General features: G+C 73.5%; 18 protein-coding genes. 8 read left to right on the top strand and 10 right to left on the bottom strand.

Annotated elements, in window-relative coordinates; genetic code table 11:
- Positions 1–12 precede the first annotated feature (12 nt).
- Complete coding sequence (locus tag J2W20_RS16050) at positions 13–573, bottom strand: type 1 glutamine amidotransferase domain-containing protein (protein ID WP_307007821.1); 561 nt, start codon at positions 571–573, stop codon at positions 13–15.
- 140 nt (positions 574–713) lie between these two features.
- Here J2W20_RS16050 and J2W20_RS16045 point away from each other — a divergent pair, with 140 nt between their 5' ends.
- Both J2W20_RS16045 and J2W20_RS16040 read left to right on the top strand, forming a co-directional pair.
- The gene (locus J2W20_RS16045; protein ID WP_307007819.1) at positions 714–1,829 is read left to right on the top strand and encodes a lipid II:glycine glycyltransferase FemX; all 1,116 of its coding nucleotides are present in this window, start codon (positions 714–716) and stop codon (positions 1,827–1,829) included.
- 13 nt (positions 1,830–1,842) lie between these two features.
- Complete coding sequence (locus J2W20_RS16040; RefSeq protein WP_307007817.1) at positions 1,843–3,633, top strand: threonine/serine exporter family protein; 1,791 nt, start codon at positions 1,843–1,845, stop codon at positions 3,631–3,633.
- A 19-nt stretch (positions 3,634–3,652) separates the two neighbouring features.
- Here the strand turns inward: J2W20_RS16040 and J2W20_RS16035 are convergent, their stop codons facing one another.
- Positions 3,653–4,528 (bottom strand): siderophore-interacting protein, encoded by an 876-nt coding sequence (locus J2W20_RS16035; RefSeq protein ID WP_307007816.1) that lies wholly within the window; start codon positions 4,526–4,528, stop codon positions 3,653–3,655.
- Between the two features lie 51 nt (positions 4,529–4,579).
- Complete coding sequence (locus J2W20_RS16030; protein WP_373458030.1) at positions 4,580–5,356, bottom strand: uracil-DNA glycosylase; 777 nt, start codon at positions 5,354–5,356, stop codon at positions 4,580–4,582.
- A gap of 87 nt (positions 5,357–5,443) precedes the next feature.
- Here J2W20_RS16030 and J2W20_RS16025 point away from each other — a divergent pair, with 87 nt between their 5' ends.
- The 4 genes from J2W20_RS16025 (at position 5,444) to groL (ending at position 9,623) form a co-directional block, all read left to right on the top strand.
- The gene (locus J2W20_RS16025) at positions 5,444–5,815 is read left to right on the top strand and encodes a DUF3263 domain-containing protein (RefSeq protein ID WP_307007814.1); all 372 of its coding nucleotides are present in this window, start codon (positions 5,444–5,446) and stop codon (positions 5,813–5,815) included.
- A 49-nt stretch (positions 5,816–5,864) separates the two neighbouring features.
- The gene (locus J2W20_RS16020) at positions 5,865–6,512 is read left to right on the top strand and encodes a LytR C-terminal domain-containing protein (RefSeq protein WP_307007813.1); all 648 of its coding nucleotides are present in this window, start codon (positions 5,865–5,867) and stop codon (positions 6,510–6,512) included.
- 2 nt (positions 6,513–6,514) lie between these two features.
- A complete protein-coding gene (locus J2W20_RS16015) occupies positions 6,515–7,759 on the top strand; it encodes an ABC transporter substrate-binding protein (protein WP_307007810.1) in 1,245 nt (414 codons plus the stop codon).
- Positions 7,760–7,994: 235 nt separating this feature from the next.
- Positions 7,995–9,623, top strand: a complete 1,629-nt coding sequence (gene groL / locus J2W20_RS16010) for a chaperonin GroEL (protein WP_307007809.1) — start codon at positions 7,995–7,997, stop codon at positions 9,621–9,623.
- Positions 9,624–9,781: 158 nt separating this feature from the next.
- Here the strand turns inward: groL and J2W20_RS16005 are convergent, their stop codons facing one another.
- From J2W20_RS16005 to J2W20_RS15975, 7 genes are all read right to left on the bottom strand, one after another.
- Entirely contained in the window at positions 9,782–10,807 is a 1,026-nt protein-coding gene (locus tag J2W20_RS16005) for a ribonuclease HI family protein (protein ID WP_307007807.1), read from the bottom strand.
- A 92-nt stretch (positions 10,808–10,899) separates the two neighbouring features.
- Complete coding sequence (locus J2W20_RS16000) at positions 10,900–11,190, bottom strand: WXG100 family type VII secretion target (RefSeq protein WP_307007806.1); 291 nt, start codon at positions 11,188–11,190, stop codon at positions 10,900–10,902.
- A gap of 236 nt (positions 11,191–11,426) precedes the next feature.
- Entirely contained in the window at positions 11,427–12,989 is a 1,563-nt protein-coding gene (locus tag J2W20_RS15995) for a sensor histidine kinase (protein ID WP_307007805.1), read from the bottom strand.
- Positions 12,990–12,992: 3 nt separating this feature from the next.
- Positions 12,993–13,697 carry a response regulator transcription factor gene (locus J2W20_RS15990; protein ID WP_066496202.1) on the bottom strand — a complete coding sequence of 235 codons (705 nt, stop codon included), beginning with the start codon at positions 13,695–13,697 and terminating at the stop codon, positions 12,993–12,995.
- Positions 13,698–13,832: 135 nt separating this feature from the next.
- Complete coding sequence (locus J2W20_RS15985) at positions 13,833–15,566, bottom strand: DNA repair helicase XPB (protein ID WP_307007801.1); 1,734 nt, start codon at positions 15,564–15,566, stop codon at positions 13,833–13,835.
- Between the two features lie 52 nt (positions 15,567–15,618).
- Positions 15,619–18,015, bottom strand: a complete 2,397-nt coding sequence (locus J2W20_RS15980; RefSeq protein ID WP_307007800.1) for a helicase-associated domain-containing protein — start codon at positions 18,013–18,015, stop codon at positions 15,619–15,621.
- Position 18,016: 1 nt separating this feature from the next.
- Positions 18,017–18,298, bottom strand: a complete 282-nt coding sequence (locus J2W20_RS15975) for a hypothetical protein (RefSeq protein ID WP_307007799.1) — start codon at positions 18,296–18,298, stop codon at positions 18,017–18,019.
- Between the two features lie 198 nt (positions 18,299–18,496).
- On the opposite strand from J2W20_RS15975, the gene J2W20_RS15970 reads away from it, so the two are divergent.
- Positions 18,497–18,871, top strand: a complete 375-nt coding sequence (locus J2W20_RS15970; protein WP_307007963.1) for a cold-shock protein — start codon at positions 18,497–18,499, stop codon at positions 18,869–18,871.
- Positions 18,872–18,873: 2 nt separating this feature from the next.
- Positions 18,874–19,464 carry a DUF3027 domain-containing protein gene (locus J2W20_RS15965; RefSeq protein ID WP_307007798.1) on the top strand — a complete coding sequence of 197 codons (591 nt, stop codon included), beginning with the start codon at positions 18,874–18,876 and terminating at the stop codon, positions 19,462–19,464.
- Positions 19,465–19,636: the final 172 nt, after the last annotated feature.

The following is a 19,636-nucleotide window of genomic DNA, read 5'->3' as shown; positions in this document are numbered from 1 at the left end:
TCTGCGGAGGCCTCAGGCCTCGTCGTGGCGGCCCTCCGAGATCTCCTCGAGCATCTTCGCGCAGAAGGCCTCGAGGTCCCCCGGGTTCCGGGAGGTGGTGAGCCCGCGGTCCGTCACGACCTGCTCGTCGACCCAGTTCGCACCCGCGTTCTTCAGGTCGCTCTCGAGCGAGGCGTACGAGGTCATGTGGCGGCCCTCGACGAGCCCCGCCTCAATGAGGATCCACGGCGCGTGGCAGATCGCGGAGATCGGCTTGCCGGCCTCGGCGAAGCCGCGCACGAGCTGCACGGCGTCCTTCTCCAGCCGCATCGTGTCCGCGTTGACGGTGCCCCCAGGCAGCACGAGCGCATCGAAGTCCTCGACACGGGCCTGCGCGAGCGGGACGTCCACGGGGAACGAGTCGGCATGGTCCCAGTCACCCTTCATGGCGGTGATCGAGCCTGACTCGGGGGAGACCAGGACGGGCTGGCCCCCGGCCTGCTCCACGGCCTTCCACGGCTCGGTGAGCTCTGCCTGCTCCACACCGTTGGTGAGGAGGAACGCGACCTTCTTGCCTGTGATGTTGTGTGCCATGCCCAGCACTTTCCCCGCGACGCCGCGGCGCAAACGCGCAGCTGCCGTTGGGCCCGGAGGAAGCCCGGTGGCGTGGCCCCCGCCGCCCACTGGCTAGACTGGCAGGGCCCGCCTCTGCGATCGAAGGGACCCCTCCTACAGTGACCACCCTCTCCGCCCGCACCGCCGCTCGCTTCGCCGCACGGTTCGCCCACGAGGAGGAGATCGCCCACTGGGATGAGCACGTCACGGCGAACCCGAACGGCGGGAACCTGCTGCAGTCCGAGGCGTTCGCCGCGGTCAAGCGGAACTTCGGCTGGGGCGTGCGCCACCTCGTCCTCGAACCCGTGGACGGGGAAGAAGCACAGCCCAGCTACAACCTCGTCCTCGAGAAGTCGATCCCGCTGCTGGGCCGGTTCTGGTACCTCATCAAGGGTCCGGACGTCGCCGGGATCGACGACGTCCCCGCGGCCCTCGCGGCGATCCGGGAGTTTGTGGCCCGCGAGAAGCTCGGCGTCTTCGCCGTGAAGATCGAGCCGGACATCATCGACTCCGAGGCCGCCCGCGCCCTCCTGGCCGGCGCCGGGCTGGTCAAGGTGCCCAACCTCCAGCCCAACGACTCGACGGCGATCCTGGACATCAGCCCCGAGCCCCGGCTCGTGCTCAAGAGCCTGCACTCCCGGGGCCGCAACGCCGTGCGCCGCGCCGAGCGGGAGGGCGTCGAGGTGGTCGAGGCCGAGCCGACCCTCGAGAACTACCGCACCATGCACGCGCTCATGACCGGCACCCTGAACGCGAAGTCGAACACAGGGGCACGCGTGCGCAGCTTCGAGTACTACCGCCAGTTCTGGACCGAGTTCACCCGGCGGGGGCAGGGCAGGCTCTACTTCGTCTACGAGAACGGCCGCCCGTCCGTGGGCGCCTTCGTGATCAACTACGGCCGCAAGGGCACCTATAAAGACGGCGGCTCCCTGCAGCAGCGCACCCAGTATGGCGACTCGCATCTGGTGCAGTGGACGGCGATCCTGAAGGCCAAGGAGCTCGGCTGCGTCGAGTACGACTTCTGCGGCACCCCTCCCGCGGACCGCCTGAAGGACAGCTCGCACCCGTTCCACGGCCTCGGCCTGTTCAAGACCTCGTTCACGAAGACCGTGACCGACTTCGTGGGCTGCTGGGACTTCGTGATCGACCCGCTGCGCTACAGGGCGTGGGCCAGCGCGGGCGAGCGCGTCGCGCGGCAGCTGTACACGCGCCGCACCGGCCAGCAGTTCTACTGATCCGACTGACGTGATGGCTGAGGCGGAGCACGGGGCGCACGGCGCCACCACCGACCCCGACGGGGAGGGCTACGACTCCCACGGGGACATCCCCGCGGGCACCATTCCCCAGATCACGCCGGTGGCCTTCACCACCGCGCCCACCGGCGGCGCCACGGAGGCGCCCCCGGCGCCCGGCTCCGCCCCGGCGTCCGGCCCCGCCCCGGCGTCCGGCTCCGCCGCCGCGTCGGGCCCCGCCCTCGGCGAGCGGACGACGCCGGCCGGGCCGCCGCCGTCGTCCGCCCCGCCCCACGCCGGGGCCCAGCCGGTCCAGCAGGTCGCCCCGACCGTCCCCGAGCCGGTCGAGCCGGCCCCGGGAGCGGCGCCGCCGGCGACCCAGCAGATCAGCGCCTCGCAGGTCCGCGCCAACGCCGCGGCCAAACGCGTGCTCGCGCGCCTCATGCGCGGCGAGAACCCGCCCACGGCGCCCATGAGCCTCGTGGACCGCCTGGCCGGCAGCCCCTACGCGAACCCGGCCATCCCGGCGGCGCCCGACGAGTCCGAGCGGCGCACGCTCGACTTCGCCCTCGAGCTCGCCGAGACCATGTTCCGCTACGGCGCCGGGGCCCTCGAGGTCGAGACCTCCATGATCGCCGTGACCACTGCCCTCGGGCTGCGGCACGTCGAGGTGGACATCACCAACCAGTCCGTCGCGATCAACCACGCCCCGAAGGATGGGACGCCGAGCACCCTGCTGCGCGTGGTGCGCTCGTGGACGAGCAACTATGCCGGCCTCGTGCTGGTCCACCGGCTCGTCACCGAGATCGCCGCCGGAGGCGTGGGGCTGAACGAGGCCTCGCGCAGGCTGCAGGGCATTGCCCGGCGGGCCAAGCCCTTCCCCAAGTGGTCGGTCACGGTGGCGTTCGGCGTGTTCGCCGCGCTCTTCGTCGGCGTGCTCGGCGGCGGGCAGCTGGCCTCGCTCATCGCGTTCGGCTCGAACCTGCTCGTCTCGCTCGTGTGGCGCGTGCTCGGCCGGTGGCGCGTGCCCGACTTCTTCGTCACGATGGCGAGCTCATTCCTCGTGACGATCATCGCCCTGATGCTCTTCGCGGTGCACCTGCCCATCGCGCCGGCCATCGTGGTGGTGGGCGGCATCCTCCTGCTCCTGCCCACGGCCCGGCTCGTCTCGGCCACACAGGACGCGATCAACGGCTTCCCCGTGACCGCGGCGGGCCGGTATCTCTCGGCGTTCCTGACCTTCGCCGCCCTCGTCGCCGGCATCGCCGTGGCCTCCGCGGTGGGGGAGATGCTCGGGATCGCCCGCATCGACGTGACGGAGACGTTCCCGCCGGCGTACCCGTATCCCGTGGAGGTGCTCATGATCGGCGCAGCGGTGGCGGCGATCGCGGTCACCGAGCAGACCTCCCGGCGCCTGGTGCTGCCCACCGCGGCGGTCGGCATCGTCGGCTACCTTGCGCTGACGGGCGTGGGGCTCCTCGGCGTCGGGGACCGGCTTGCCCCTGCAGCCTCCGCAGTGGTCATGGGCTTCCTGGCACGGATTGTGGCGCTGCGGCTGGGCGCGCCCCAGCTCGTCGTCGCCGTCCCGGCGGCGCTCATCCTGCTGCCCGGCCTGACCATCTTCCGGTCGATGTACGTGGCGACGGTCGACGCCTCGCAGATCACCACGGGCGCGGGCGGCATGCTCACGGCCATGGCGATCATCCTCGCCGCCGCGGCCGGCGTGGTGCTCGGCGACAACCTCGCGCGCCCGTTCACCCGCAGCGCCACCTCGCTCGAGCGCCGGCGCCGGTCCAGGCGGCGGTAGCTGGGGGGCAGGCCGGGCGCTAGACCTCGCCGACGGGCAGCTTCTTCTCCGCCTGGAACTGGTCCTCGGCGCGGCCGTGCGCCCAGTAGCCGGAGAGGGAGAGCTTCTCCCGCGGCACCCCGCGTCCCTTGAAGACGGCGCGCAGCTCCTTCATGGCGCCGCGCTCGCCGTGCGCGAACACGCTGGGCGTCCCGTCCTGCCACGCCGCGTCGGCGACGGCCTCGGCGAGGACGAGCGTCTCGCCCGCCGGCCGGCCCCCGCGGGAGAGCCAGTGGACCTCCACGCCCTCCGGGGCCCGCAGCTCCACCGTCTCCTCGGCGGAGGCGACCTCGAGGAATGCGAGGCCCCGCGCGGCGGCGGGCAGCGCCTCGAGGGCCGCCGCGATGGCGGGGAGGGCCGACTCGTCGCCGGCGAACAGGTGCCACTCGGCGTCGGGGTCGGGGGAGTAGGCCCCGCCGGGGCCCGAGCACACGAGCCGGTCGCCGGGGCGCGCCGCGGCGGCCCACGGGCCAGCGAGGCCCTCGTCGCCGTGCACCACGAAGTCGATCGCGAGCTCCCCGGCCTCGGCATCGAACCAGCGCACGGTGTAGGTGCGGGTCACGGGCCAGGAAGCCCGCGGCAGCGAGGCCTTCAGCACCGCGAGGTCCACGGGGCCCTCGGGCCACACCCCGCCGGGCAGGGCGGCCGGGAAGGCGATCTTGACGTACTTGTCCGTGAACCCGTTGTCCGCGAAGGCGCCGAACCCGGGGCCGCCCGCGACCACGCGGACCAGGTGAGGGCTGAGCTGCTCGGTGCGGACCACTGCGAGGTCGAGGGTCGGACGTGTCCTCGGGGTCGGCGCGGGGGCAGCTGCCTGCACGCCCGGCTGGGCAGCCCCCTCTGCTGGCGAAGTCATGCCGCCCACCCTACCGGCCGCCCGTCTCCGTCCCGTGGTGCATGACGCCGCTCACGCCCAGCGCACCGGCGCGGCGCCCTGCGCGACGAGCAGCTCGTTGGCGCGGCTGAAGGGCCTCGAGCCGAAGAACCCGCGGGAGGCGCTCAGCGGCGAGGGGTGCGCGGAGGCGATCACCGGCGTCGTGCCCAGCAGCGGGGCGACGGCCTGGGCGTCCCTTCCCCACAGGATGGCCACGAGGGGGCGGCCGCGCTCGGCGATGGCCCGGACCGCGGCGTCGGTGACGTGCTCCCAGCCGAGCCGCCGGTGCGACCCCGCCGCGCCGGCGCGCACCGAGAGGACGCGGTTGAGCAGCAGGACCCCCTCGTCGGCCCAGCGGGAGAGGTCCCCCGTGGCGGGCGCAGGGACGCCAAGGTCGGAGGAGAGCTCGCGGAAGATGTTCGCCAGGCTGCGCGGGAGCGGGCTCACCGCGGCGTCGCAGGCGAAGGAGAGCCCGATGGCGTGCCCGGGAGTGGGGTACGGGTCCTGGCCGAGCACGAGGACCCTGACGTCGCCGAGGGGCCGGCGGAACGCCCGCAGCAGGCGCGACGGGGCCGGAAGGATGCGGGCGCCGTCGTGCGCCTCGGCGGCGAGGCCGCGCAGGGCCGAGCGCAGCGTTGGCTCGCAGGCGGAGAGCGCGGGAACCCACTCGGGGTGGACGAGGTCCGCCAGCGGTGCCGCGGCCATCGCCTCGAGCGCGCGGGCGTCCTCGGCGCACGACGCCGTCGCCTCGCCCCCCGCTGCGGGCCCGCCGGCGGCGTCGGGCAGGTCGAAGAGCGGTTCGGCGTCCATCACGCGAGCCAGTGTGCCAGAGATGCTCAGGCGGCGCGCCCCGGCCGGGAAATGACAGAGCTGTAGTTCCCTCTTAAACTGGAAGCCATGTCGTCAGCAGCAGCACACCACGCCCATGCCTTCGACGACGCCGTCGCCGCCCCCGAGCATCCCGCCGAAGTCCCCGGGCCCGCGGGCCCCGAAGGCGCCGATCCGGGCCGCCCGAGCGGGGGACTGACCGAGCGCGAGATCCAGATGCTCGCCCTCGAGCGCGGCTGGTGGAAGTACGCCGGCGCCAAGGAGCAGGCCATCCGCGAGCTGTTCGACCTCTCCGCGACCCACTACTACCAGCGGCTCAACGCCCTCATCGACACCGAGGACGCGCTGGCGCACGATCCGATGCTGGTCAAGCGGTTGCGTAGACTGAGGACGTCGCGGCAGCGTGCGCGCACTGCCCGCCGGCTCGGCGGCGGGGCCTGACGCTGCGCGCCGTCCCCAGCCGGCCACCGACAAGGACCCTGACGCACGCATGAACACCTATCCTCGCGACGAATTCGACGCAGTCCCCGAGGCGCCCCGCCGGCAGGGCGTGCACCGGACCCGCGGCGAGAGCAGCGCGGACAGCGGCGCGAGCCCGTCCGGGCGCGGGCTGCGGTGGATCCTCGCCGCCGGCATCCTCGCCCTCGTCCTCGGCGCCGTCTCCTTCTTCGTGCTGCCGCGGTTGGGCCTCTCCGGTGAGCCCGCGGCCGCCGCCGCCGCCACGTCGTCCGCCTCGGGCCCCGCCCGGAGCACCCCCGCGCCGAGCACCTCTGCCCCGGGCACCCCGTCGGCGACGCCGAGCCAGGCGCCCTCCTCCGCCGCGCCCAGCTCCGCCAGCACCGCGTCGGCTCCGGCGGGAGCCGACCAGTCGCTCGAGGTGGGCGTCTACAACGCGACCTCGACCGCGGGACTGGGCAACCGCGTCGCCGCCACCGCGCGCGCGGCCGGGTGGACGGTCTCGACGGTCGGCAACTGGAGCGGTGCCCCGGTCGACGGCCCCGTGGTCTACTACCGCTCGGCCGAGGACGCTGCCTCGGCGAAGGCCCTCGCCGCCGAGGTCGGGGTCCCCACCGTCCTCGAGGCCCCCGCGCTCGGGCTGCCGCTCGCCGTCGTGATCGGACCCGGGTACACCGGGTGAGCATGCGGGCGCCGAAGTCCAGGGCCGCGGCGGTCGCCGGGATCCTGGCCCTCGGCCTGTCCGCGGCGGGCTGCGGCGCCACCGGGGAGGCGCGCACCGCCCACCCGTCGCCGTCCGGAGACGGGGTCCTGCGCCTCGGCCTGCTGCTCGACTCGACCGGCGACTCGGCGTACCTCAACGACGCCCAGCGGGCCGCCGTGGTGCTCGCCGTCCAGCAGGCCAACGCCGCCGGCGGGTACGCCGGCAAGCCCGTGGAGCTGCTCCCGGTTCAGCCGGGAACGGACACCGCCGCCGACTCGCGCCGCCTCGCCCAGGCCGGCGCCGACGCCGTGATCGGCCCCACGGACTCGAGCCGCGCCCCCGCCGCCATCGACGTGCTCTCCAAGGCCAAGGTCCCCCTCATCTCGCCCGCGAACAGTGCCGCCGGGCTGACCTCCTACCGCAGCGGCGGGTTCTACTTCCGCACGGCGGCGCCGGAGGGGGCCGAGGGCGCCGCCCTCGTGGAGCTCGCCAGGCGGTCGGGGGCCAAGCGCATCGCGATCCTCCACCAGGCCGGCGACCACGGGAAGGCGGAGTCGGACGGCGCCTCGGCGGCCGCCCGCGCGGACGGGCTCGCGGAGGCCGGCAGCGCCGAGTTCACCGGGCACTCCGCGGGATCCGCGGCCGCCGCCGCGAAGGACGCCGACGCCGTCCTCGTCATCGGCCAGGGCGACGGCCAGGCCATCCTCGCCAGCGTGGCCGACGCCGGGGTCCCGGGATCGAAGGTCCTCGCCTCGAGCGGGGTCTACGGCCGCTACGGCTCCGCGCTCGCCAACGGCGCGCTCGACGGCGCCCAGGCGCTCGTCCCGGGCGTGTACCCCACGCCCCAGTTCCAGACCGACCTCCTGGAGCACGCTCCGGACCTGAAAGACCTGACCTTCGCCGGCGAGGCATACGACGCGGCCTCGCTCGCGATCCTCGCCGCGGGCGCCGCGAAGGACGACGGCGGCGCCTCCATCGCGTCGAAGCTCATCGAGGTCTCGGGCGGAGCTGTGCCCGGGACCGGCGGGGGCGCGCGCGAGAAGTGCACGGGGCTGCCGGCGTGCCTCGCCGCGCAGGCGAAGGGCACCGCGGTGGACTACGAGGGCCAGTCCGGGCCGATCGGCTTCGACGAGCACGGCGACGTCACCACCGCCCGCTTCATGGCCTTCACGTACGGCGCCGACAACCTCCCTGTCCGGGACGGCGACGTCACGGTCGCGCGGTAGGCCTCCGCGGTGGGCGTACAGCGTCCTCTGCGCTTGCACTCGCGGTGGGTGAGTGCTAATTATGGACCTAGCACTCCGGCGGCCAGACTGCTAAAGCGGTGTGGTCGCGGGGGCAGGATCACCTCGCTGGGGTGAGGCGCTGGACACCGTGGAAGCGGTGCCCTCCGCCGGCCGTCGCGGGCGCTGCAGCAGGTGGCCTACCGACACACACGTCCCGAAAGGACCTCAAGCCGTCATGGCCAAGATCATTGCATTCGACGAGGAGGCCCGTCGCGGCCTCGAGCGCGGCCTGAACCAGCTGGCCGACGCTGTCAAGGTCACCCTCGGCCCGCGCGGCCGCAACGTTGTCCTCGAGAAGAAGTGGGGCGCCCCCACGATCACCAACGACGGCGTGTCCATCGCCAAGGAGATCGAGCTCGACGACCCGTACGAGAAGATCGGCGCGGAGCTCGTCAAGGAGGTCGCCAAGAAGACCGACGACGTCGCTGGCGACGGCACCACGACCGCCACCGTCCTCGCCCAGGCCCTCGTCAAGGAAGGCCTCCGCAACGTCGCCGCCGGCGCCGACCCGCTCTCCCTCAAGCGCGGCATCGAGAAGGCCGTCGACGCCGTCACCGCCGAGCTGCTCGAGTCCGCCAAGGAGATCGAGACCAAGGAGGAGATCGCCGCCACCGCGTCCATCTCCGCCGGCGACACCCAGATCGGCGAGCTCATCTCCGAGGCCCTCGACAAGGTGGGCAAGGAGGGCGTCATCACCGTCGAGGAGTCGAACACGTTCGGCCTCGAGCTCGAGCTCACCGAGGGCATGCGCTTCGACAAGGGCTACCTCTCGGCCTACTTCGTCACCGACGCCGAGCGCCAGGAGACGGTCCTCGAGGATCCCTACATCCTCATCGTCAACTCCAAGATCTCCTCGGTGAAGGACCTCGTCGCGGTCCTCGAGCGCGTCATGCAGGCCAACAAGCCGCTGCTCATCATCGCCGAGGACGTCGAGGGCGAGGCCCTGGCCACGCTGATCGTCAACAAGCTCAAGGGCACCTTCAAGTCCGTCGCCGTCAAGGCCCCGGGCTTCGGCGACCGCCGCAAGGCCATGCTCACCGACATCGCGATCCTCACCGGTGGCCAGGTCATCGCCGAGGAGGTCGGCCTCAAGCTCGAGAACGCCACGCTCGACCTGCTCGGCAAGGCCCGCAAGGTCGTCGTGACCAAGGACGAGACCACCATCGTCGAGGGTGCCGGCGACGCCGAGCAGATCGCCGGCCGCGTGTCCCAGATCCGCGCCGAGATCGAGAACTCCGACTCGGACTACGACCGCGAGAAGCTCCAGGAGCGCCTCGCCAAGCTCGCCGGCGGCGTGGCCGTCATCAAGGCGGGCGCGGCCACCGAGGTCGAGCTCAAGGAGCGCAAGCACCGCATCGAGGACGCCGTCCGCAACGCCAAGGCAGCGGTCGAGGAGGGCATCGTCGCCGGCGGCGGCGTGGCCCTCATCCAGGCCGGCGCCAAGGCGTTCGCCAACCTCACCCTCGAGGGTGACGAGGCCACCGGCGCCAACATCGTCAAGGTCGCCATCGAGGCCCCGCTGAAGCAGATCGCCTTCAACGCCGGCCTCGAGCCTGGCGTCGTGGCGGACAAGGTCCGCGGCCTGCCCGCCGGCCACGGCCTCAACGCCGCCACCGGCGTGTACGAGGACCTCCTGGCCGCCGGCGTCAACGACCCGGTCAAGGTGACCCGTTCCGCGCTGCAGAACGCCGCCTCGATTGCCGGCCTGTTCCTCACCACCGAGGCCGTCGTGGCCGACAAGCCGGAGAAGGCCGCCCCGGCCATGCCCGGTGGCGACGACATGGGCGGCATGGGCGGCTTCTGATCCCGTAACCCCCACCCGTTTCGGGTACAGATCTCGTCGCGGTTCAGCCCTTTCGGGTACGCGGCGGCTCTGATGGACGACGGCGGGGTCCCCACTTCGGTGGGGGCCCCGCCGTCGGCGTTTCGGGGGTGCAGGACAGCGGCGGGCCGCGGGGCGGTTCAGCCCTCGGAGGTGCCCTGGTGGAAGCGGAGGCGCCAGCGCCCGTCGGTCCGCTGCCAGAGCGATGAGCGCAGCGCCGAGCCGGTGCCGTTGACTGTTCGGTACACGACCTGGAGGACGTCGCTGCCGAGGGGCACGGCGTCGACGAGCTCGAAGCGTGCCTGCGCGCCTGGGTCGGCCACGAGCTCCTCGATGAGCTCCTCCCGGCCCCAGAGGCGGCCGGAGGCTCCGATCTCGCGGTATTCGGGGTGGAGGAGGAAGGCCAGCTGGCCGTAGTCGCCCCGCACATCGGGGTCGAGGAGCTCCTGCTCGAGCTCCACGACCGCCTCGACGTCGCGGGCGCGCTCGGCCTGCCCGGGCTCCGGGACCGGCTCGTCGAAGAGGCCCGCCTGCTCCGGCCCCTCGCCGGGCCCCCGCTGCGAGGCTCCGGCGCCGCCCAGCGGGGCGCTGCGGTCCGCCGGCCGCTGGCGGGCCGCCGTGGCGGACGGTGCGGTGGCGGACGGTGCCGTGGCGGACGGTGCAGAAGATGACGGTGCCGTGGCGGACGTGGTCCCACCACTCCCGCCGAACCCGGGGCCCTCGACGGGTGCCCGTCCCGACTGGTAGGCCAGCGCCACCGCGCGGGCCTTGGTGTCCGCGGCCTCGTTGAGCGGGTGACCGGCGTGGCCCTTGACCCACTCGAAGGTGTAGTTCCGGCCTGTCAGCTCCGCGTCGATCTGCGAGAGCAGGTCGACGTTGAGGACCGGCTTGCCGTCGGCCTTCTTCCAGCCCCGGCGCTTCCACCCGGGCATCCACTTGGTCACGCAGTTGATCACGTACTGGCTGTCGCACAGGATCCGGAGGGGCTCCTGGCCCAGAGCGGCAGTGGAGCGGAAGAGGTCCAGCACGGCCATGAGCTCGCCCTGGTTGTTGGTCCCGTGCGGCCACCCGCCGGCATGCCAGGTCTCCTCGTCGATGTACCAGGCCCAGCCTGCGGGTCCAGGGTTGCCGAGGGCGGAGCCGTCCGCGGCGGCGGTGATCGTCATGGAACCATCCTGCCAGAGAGCGCCCTTGGAGCCGGCGGTCCTCGGGGCCCGGCCGCCCTGCCCCAGCTGCGGGCAGGGCGGCCCGCCGGGCCTCACCCTGCGAAGCGCTGGGCGTTGCTCGTCTCGATGTCGCCGTACGCGCTGCCCGCGCTGCGCAGGGCAGCGCCGATCTGGCCGAGCGAGGCCTCAACCTGCGCCTGGGTCCGTGCCCAGTCGGCGACGAGGGCCTGGAAGCTGTTGGAGGCCTGGCCCTCCCAGCTCGAGCGCAGGTTCTCGAGGTTGTTCCGCATCGACTGGACCTCCGCCCGCACCCGCTCGGAGGTCGCGAGGACCGCCTGGGCGCTGGAGCCGATGGCCTCGGTGTCCACCCTCATGATCGCCATGGTTGCCCGCCTTCTGGTTGTGCCGCGGCTGGTCCGCGCCGTCCCTTCCGACCCTAGGGACCGGCAGCCGCCCCCCGCAGCGTCCGGCCGGGGCTATGTGGACAACTCGACGCCGCCCCCGCGCCGGCGCGCAGACGGCCCTCGGCGCCGCACCGCCGCGCCTCCGCGCGGACGCCCCTCCGCGCCGCACCGCCGCGCCTCCGCGCCGCACCGCCGCGCCTCCGCGCGGACGCCCCTCACCGGGGGAGGTGGCCGCCCGCGCTGCCGCCCGCTGTCGTGCGCTCCGAGCCCGGACCGCCGGAGCCGGCACCGCCGGAGCGGGCCGCCCCGGGCGGGGGCTCCGTGGGACGCTCCGGCAGGACGACGTAGGGCATCTCGATGACGAAGGTGGAGCCGCCGCCGGGGGTGTCATGGTGCCGCACGGTGCCGTGGTGGGAGCCGACGATCGCGGCCACGATCGCGAGGCCGAGGCCCGTCCCGCCGGTGTCCCTCGTCCGGGAGGAGTCCGCGCGGTAGAAGCGCTCGAAGATCTTCGCCGCGTCCTTCTCCCCGATCCCGGGGCCGTGGTCGCGCAGCTCGAGCACGGCCACGGGATGGGGCCCAGCGCCGCGCGTCCCGACGGCCACCTCGAGCGGGGAGCCCGGCGGCGTGTACTGCAGCGCGTTGCCCACGATGTTCCCGACCACCTGGCGGATCCTCGCCTCGTCCCCGAGCGTGGGGGCCGGCGCCGGGGAGCCGCTGTCCAGCCCCACCAGCCGCACGGTGCGGTCAGGCGCCGTGGCCCGCATGTCCACCACGGCGTCGTGGCCGATCGGCAGGAGGTCCAGCGGCTTGAGCGTGAGCGGGCGCTGCTCGTCGAGCCGGGCCAGCGTCAGGAGGTCCTCCACCATGGTGCCCATGCGCTTCGCCTCGCTCTCGATCCGGCCCATCGCCGTCGCGACGTCCTCCTGGGTCGCGAGGGCTCCGTGCCGGTAGAGCTCGGAGAAGCCCCGGATGGTCACGAGCGGGGTCCGCAGCTCGTGGGAGGCGTCCGAGATGAAGCGGCGCATCCGCGCCTCCGAGGCCATGCGGGCCTGGAACGCGACCTCGATGTGGGCCAGCATCGCATTCAGCGAGGTGGACAGCCGCCCGAGCTCGGTGCCGGGGGCCTCCTCGTCGACGCGCTGGGAGAGGTCTCCGGCGGCGATCGCGGCGGCCGTCTTCTCCACCCGCCGGAGCGGGCGGAACGCGCGGGTGACCGTCCAGGTGGCGATCGCGAAGACCAGGGCGAGGGTCACGATCCCGACCCCGGCCGTGAGTCCGAGGGTGTGCTGGATGGCGTCCTCGACCTCCGTCAGCGGCAGGGCGATCACGATCGTCGCCGGGGTGTTGGACGCGACGATGCGCACGGGGATCGCGGTGTAGCGCCAGTCCACGGAGTTGACCGTGCCCCGGACCTCGCGGATCTCTCCGCGCTGCTGCATCGCGCGGGCCTCGTCAGGGGTGATCGAGGGGATGTCGGGGCGGCCGATCGACTGGTCGGGCGAGTAGTAGAAGCTCGGCGACCCGCCCTGCGGGTAGATCACCAGGACGTAGTCCTGCGGGATCATCGGGTTGGCCGTGGTCAGCAGGTCGATGTCCTGGTTGTTCCTGGCGAACTCGGAGGCGTTGTCGAGGCGCGCGTCGAGCTGTCCCACGAGGTAGGTGCGCAGCTGGGTCACGGTGGCTGCCGCCGTCAGGAAGATGGCGCCCGTGAGCAGGACCATCATGATCGCGACGAGCTGCGTCCGCAGCGACGCCCGCTTCCAGGCGGCCAGCACGCGTCAGCGCTTCTCGGCCGTCCGCAGGACGTAGCCCACGCCGCGCTTGGTCTGGATGAGGCCGGGGCCGTTGACGTCCACCTTGCGGCGCAGATAGGAGATGTAGGACTCGACGATCGAGGCGTCGCCGTTGAAGTCGTACTCCCAGACGTGGTCGAGGATCTGGGACTTGGACAGGACCCGGTTGGGGTTGAGCATCAGGTACCGGAGGAGCTTGAACTCGGTGGGGGAGAGGTCGATGCTGACCCCGCCCCGGCGCACCTCGTGCGCGTCGTCGTCGAGTTCGAGGTCGTCGACCCGGATCACGGCGTCGTCGTCCAGCACGGGCTGGGTCCGGCGCAGGACGGCGCGGATGCGGGCCACGACCTCGTCGAGGCTGAACGGCTTGGTCACGTAGTCGTCGCCGCCGACGGTGAGGCCCTGGACCTTGTCCTCGGTCTCGTCCTTGGCGGTGAGGAAGAGGACCGGCACGTGGCGTCCGGCGGCGCGGAGCTTGCGCGTGACGGTGAAGCCGTCCATGTCGGGCAGCATGACGTCGAGCACCACGAGGTCCGGAGACTGCGCCTCCGCGGCGGCGAGGGCCTCGCGCCCGTTGCCGGCGGCGACGACCTCGAACCCCGCAAAGCGGAGCGAGGTCGAGAGGAGTTCCCGGATGTTGGGCTCGTCGTCGACGACGAGGAGCTTGGCTTCGTGCTCGGTCTTCTTCACGCCTCCATCGTCTACCGGGTTTCTGAGAATCGTCTGGACGTTGGCTGTGCGATGGTGCCGGGCCGCGTCGGCGGAGCCGGGGTGCACGCCCGCCGTGCACGCCGCGGCCACACCCGCATCCGAACCCCCCCCGCCTCAGGCGCCGGGGATCTCCCCGGCGTCGAGGATCCGGTACGCGTAGCCCTGCTCGGCGAGGAACCGCTGGCGCTTGGCCGCGAAGTCCTGGTCGAGGGTGTCCCGTGCGACGAGGGCGTAGAACCGCGCCGCGCGCCCGTCCGCCTTGGGCCGCAGCAGCCGCCCGAGCCGCTGCGCCTCCTCCTGCCTGGACCCGAACGAGCCCGAGACCTGGATCGCGACCGACGCCTCCGGGAGGTCGATGGAGAAGTTCGCGACCTTCGAGACCACGAGGCGGTGCTCCTCCCCGGCGCGGAACGCATCGAAGAGCCGTTGGCGTTCCTTCACGCTCGTGGATCCGGTGATGACGGGTGCGCCGATGCGCTCGCCGATCTCGGCGAGCTGGTCGAGGAACTGACCGATCACGAGCAGCTGCTCGTCCGCGTGCCGGGCCACGAGCCGCGCGACCACGTCGGTCTTCGTCTCGCTCGCCGCGCAGAGGCGGTACTTGTCCGCCTCCTCGGCCATCGCGTACGCCATCCGCTCCTCGCGTGGCAGGTCGACCCGGACCTCCACGCAGTCCGCGGGGGCGATGTAGCCCTGCGCCTCGATGTCCTTCCACGGCGCGTCGTAGCGCTTGGGCCCGATCAGGGAGAAGACCTCGCCCTCGCGCCCGTCCTCGCGCACGAGGGTGGCGGTGAGCCCGAGCCTGCGCCGTGCCTGCAGGTCCGCGGTCATACGGAAGATCGGCGCGGGCAGGAGGTGCACCTCGTCGTAGATGATGAGGCCCCAGTCGTTGGCGTCGAGCAGCTCGAGGTGGGGGTAGAGGCCGCCGCGCTTCGAGGTGAGGACCTGGTAGGTCGCAATCGTGACCGGCCGGACCTCCTTGACGGCCCCGGAGTACTCGCCGATCTCCTCCTCGGTCAGCGTGGTGCGCTTGAGCAACTCGTCGCGCCACTGCCGGGCCGAGACCGTGTTGGTCACGAGGATCAGCGTGGTCGTGGACGACTGCGCCATCGCCGCCGCGCCGACGAGCGTCTTCCCGGCCCCGCAGGGGAGCACCACCACGCCGCTGCCGCCAGCCCAGAAGTTCTCCGCCGCGACCCGCTGGTACGGGCGCAGGGACCAGCCGCCGGCACCGCGGGTGGAGGCGGACGACGCCGGTGGGTGGCCGCCGTCGTCCGCGTCGCCTCCCGCGTCACCCCCGGCCGCGGCCGGCACAGTCTCGGTGAGCGCCATCGGGTGCGGCGTCCCGTCGACGTAGCCCGCGAGGTCCTCGGCGGGCCAGCCGATCTTGAGCAGGGCCTGCTTGAGGGCGCCCCGCTGGGAGGAGTGGACCACCGTGGTCTGCGGGTCGATGCGCGGCCCGAGCATGGGGGCGATCTTCTTGGCGCGGTGGACCTCTTCGAGCACGGGGAAGTCCTCGGAGCGCAGCACCAGGCCGTGGACCGGGTCCTTCTCGAGCCGGAGCCGACCGTAGCGGGACATCGTCTCCTCGATGTCGATCAGGAGGGCATGCGGGACGGGGAAGCGCGAGTAGGTCAGGAGTGTGTTGAGGACCTGCTCGGCGTCGAGCCCCGCGGCCCGCGCGTTCCACAGCCCGAGCGGGGTGAGCCTGTAGGTGTGCACGTGCTCGGGGGCGCGCTCGAGCTCGGCGAACGCGGCGATCGCGTGGCGGGCCTCGGTGGACTGGGGGTGGTCCACTTCGAGCAGGATGGTCTTGTCGCTCTGGACGATGAGCGGTCCGTCGGTCACGGGGCGCCTCCTTCCCGGCCGGCCGCCGCGGGCCGCCCGGGGGACGGCCCGCTCAGGCCAGCTCGACGTCGATGATGCGGTGGACGGAGAGGACGCGCTCCGTCTCGCGCTCCGGGTCGAAGACGCGCACCCGGCCGGCCGAGATGGAGACCGGGCGGAGCTCCTCGATGCTCGAGTTGCCGAGCGCGTCGACGATGCTCAAGCGTACCGCCCGCTTGAGGCGGATGGCCTTCTGCAGGGTCTCGATGCCCATCGCCGGCGCGGCCTCGTCGCCAGCCGGGCCTACCGGGGACTGCGTGCGCAGGATCGCGAGCTGCGCCTCCACCGCCTCGTGGTCCGGGACGGGCGCGCGGGGCGCGGGCAGCGGAAGGGTGCCGGTGCCGGCGGCGCGCCGCAGCCGCACTACCGGGTCGAGGGTGGCGTCCACGGCGGGGGAGAGGCCGAGCTCGCGCAGCACGCCCGCGACCTCCTGGGGGCTGGCATTGCTGACGAGGACGGTCGGGGCGATCTGGGTGAGCCCGAGCTGCCGCGCCGCGGGATCGGCGAGGACTCCCGCGAGGGCGGCCTCGTCGTCGCTCGCGATGAAGCTGCCCGCGCGGCCCACGCGGATGCGTCCGTGCCGCGCGGCGGTGTCGTCGATCAGGTAGGCCAGCGGCTGCGGCACCGCGGTCGAGGCGTGCTCGCTCAGGAACGCGTGGATGGAGGCCGCGTCCTCGCCGGCGTCCAGGGCGCGGCGGAGGCTGGCCGCGGAGAACCGGTAGATGGTGGCGGGCCCCCGGCCCTCGGGATCGGCGAGGAGCGCGAGCCTGCGGGCCAGGACCGGGTCGAGGTAGCCGGGCGCGACGGCGGTGAGGTCGGCCTGGAGCAGCACCTTCTCGACCCCGGCGGGCAGCAGCTCCGCGAGGCTCGCGCGGGCCGCATCGAAGTCGTCGCGCAGCACGGCGTCGCCCACTCCCGTGAGCGCTCCGGAGCCGGTGAAGCCCAGCAGTGCGGCCTCGGCGAGGACCGTGTCGAGGAGGCCACGCAGCCGGCGCGCGAGCCGCGGCTGGAGCCAGTCGATCCTCGCGCGGACCGACTCGGCGTCCACGACCGGCACGCGCCCGTTGGACTGGGCGCTCTCACGGGAGAGCGCAGCCGCCACCTCGAGGATCCGCCGCCGGACGCTGGGCGCGTCGGAGCGCTGGCCCTCGCCGGAGAGCGGCGCGAGCTGGTCGCTCCCCTCGCCGGACATCGCCAGCGAGGCGACCCGGGGGGTGTCCAGCCACACGGTCGCGAGCACGAGCCACTGCTCGGGCCGCGACAGCGCGAGCCACGCCTCGGCTCCGGTGGCGCGCCAGGTCGAGGTGTCCGGGTCCAGGCTGAGGACTCTGGCCGCGGCCGCGAGCTCGAGCGCGAACACCGCGGCATCGGCGTCGGTCCGCAGCGCGGCGGTGAGCCGGCGCATCTCGCGGGTGCCCACGCCGCCGGAGCGCAGAGTCTCGATGGGCCGCTCGGCGGCCTCGACGGCGAGGGCGCTCACCGTGCGCAGGACGTCGCCGATCGCCCCCAGCGCGGCGTTGCGGCGCAGGGCGGCCGTGGTGGTCGAGAGCGCGGCCGGGGGCGGGGCCATCGCGAGGTCGGGGACGATCCGCCCCCCGCGGAGCGCGAGGCCGGCGGCGCGCGGGAGTTCCACGTGCTCGTCGTCGAGCGGCACGAGCAGGCCGTGGGTCAGGAGCCAGTCGATCGGGTTGTCCGTCTTCTTCCCAGGCCTGACCCTGGCCGCCGCGTGCGGGACAGCGCCGACCGGCCAGTGGGCGAACTTGGCGAGGACCTCCGCGGTGCGGGGCGGGGCTCCGTCGAGCGACTCGGGGAGGGCCGCCCACCGCTCGAGCGCGTACGCCGCCGCGATGTGGTGCTCGACGGGCTGCTGCTGGCCCTCAGGCTGCACCGCCGCGTTCGCGTTGACGATGCGCGCCGCCTGCTCCGCGAAGACGGAGGACGTCGTGGCGAGGTCGGTGTAGGGGCGCCCGAGCCCCGCGGGGTAGCTGCCGAGGACCTCCCGGACGCGGGCCACCGGCTGGTAGTAGCGCCGCCGGCTGCCCGAGGCCGAATGGATCGTGTCCGGCGGATCTGCGCGGTACAGGAGGGCGAGCTGGGACAGGTTCGCGAGGATCGTCTCGAGCGTGCCGAGTGTCGCGTTGCCGACCGCGTGGCGCAGCTCGACGGCGCTGCCGCTGCGGCCCTCGTCCTCGTTCGTGGTGAGCACGAGGGCCTCGAGGACCTCGAGCTCGGGCTTGGTGAGCCCCTCCAGGGCCCGCTGCAGGCTGACCCGGGCGCAGGCCCGGGCCGCCAGTGCGGCGAAGTCGGGCACGCCCGGCATGATCAGGTCCGGGCGGGCCAGGAACAGGCGGCGGAGGGAGTCGTTGCCCCGGGCCGACAGCTCCTCGGCGAGTGCGCGGATCGATGACATGCTAGCGGCGCCTCCGTTCGATGACGGCCCCCACAATCGCTGCCCCCATGAGGATGAATGCCACGGGAAGCCCGTAGAGGGCCACGGCGCCGACCCACGCCGGCTCCGATCCGCCCGCTGCGGCGACGGAGAGCGTCACCGCCCAGGCGGCCACGGACACCACCGCCACGATGACGCCGGCCGCGGTGACGGCCTTGCGCCAGCCCGGAGTGCGGGAGCCCTTCACGGGTTCGCGGCGCGCCGGAGGGCCGAGGGGGTCCTGATGAGGCACGGATGGCACCATGGCTCCAACCTAACAGCGCCGGGGCCCGGGCGGTGGCAGCGCCCCGACTTTCTGCGTGCGAGCCAGTAACCTAGAAGCAGTACAGCATCCCGCCCGTGACCGGAGCACCTGCCGCGGCCGCGGTCAGCGTCCGCGCTCGCACCACGGCACCGGCGCGGGCGGTTTCCCTTCGAGTCCTCACAGATGGGGGTTGTGGCAGTGCCAACTGGCAAGGTCAAGTTCTTCGACAAGGCGAAGGGCTTCGGGTTCATTGCGGGCGACGACGGGCAGGAGGTCTTCCTGCCCGGTTCGGCTGTCCCCGCGGACGCGGAGGTCAAGACGGGCATGCGCCTGGAGTACGGAGTCGCCGACGGCCGGCGCGGACCCCAGGCGCTCTCCGTGCGGGTCCTCGAGAAGCTCCCCTCGGTGGCCCGGGCGAAGCGCATGCCCGCCCGCGAGCTCGCCCCCATCGTGCAGGACCTCGTGAGCGTCCTCGACAACCTCTCCGGGCAGCTGGCCAGGGGCACGTACCCGGAGAAGGGCCACACCATCGCTGCGGCCCTGCGCCGCGTCGCCGACCAGCTCGACGCCTAGCCATGGCAGAGCAGACTCCCCGCCCCCAGGCCGCCGGAACCGCGGCGGCGGTCGTCAAGCGCAAGGCCGGCGTGCCTGTCTGGCGCGTCGGCAAGCCCGACGCCTTCCTCGCCGCGGCGGTGGACACTGCACGGTCCGCGCTCGCCGAGATCGCGCGCCCGGCGGACGTCGGCGAGCACCTCGCGGCCAAGAGCGAGGGCGAGCGCGTGGTCACCCACCTCTTCGAGTCCCGCCTCCCCGGGTACCGCGGGTGGCAGTGGTTCGTCACCGTCGCCAGAGTCGCCCGGTCCAAGAAGGCCACGGTGAACGAGATCGGCCTCGTGCCCTCCGAGGATGCCGTCCTCGCCCCGGAGTGGGTGCCCTGGTCCGAGCGCGTCCGGCCCGAGGAACGCGCCGCGGCCCACGCGGACGCGGCCGGTGGGACGGACGACGCCGAGGGCTCGGCTGCCGCCGAGGGCTCGCCTTCGGTCACCGGCGCAGCCGAGGCGGGGGAAGACGCTCCAGCGGGGGCTCATGCCGAGGAGGCCACTGCCGAGGAGCCATCGGAGGCCGCCCCGGCCGCCGAGGCCGGCCCGGAGACGCGCGAGGACTGAGCACCGGACGAGCCGACCGTGACAGCGGTCGAGTGAGCCGAAGACAGCGGCGGGGGCCCCCCCCGGGGGGGGGGGGGGCGGGGGGGGGGGCGGGCGGCGCGGCCGCGGGGGGGGGGGGGCGCCGCACGGGGTTGTGGAGGGCCGGACGGGGGGGGGCGGGGGGTGGTTGCTG

It is taken from the genome of Sinomonas atrocyanea (assembly GCF_030812675.1).
In the GTDB taxonomy this organism is placed as follows: Bacteria; Actinomycetota; Actinomycetes; order Actinomycetales; family Micrococcaceae; genus Sinomonas; species Sinomonas atrocyanea_B.
Note: the sequence above shows the minus strand (reverse complement) of the source record. Positions and strands in the feature narration are given on the sequence as shown.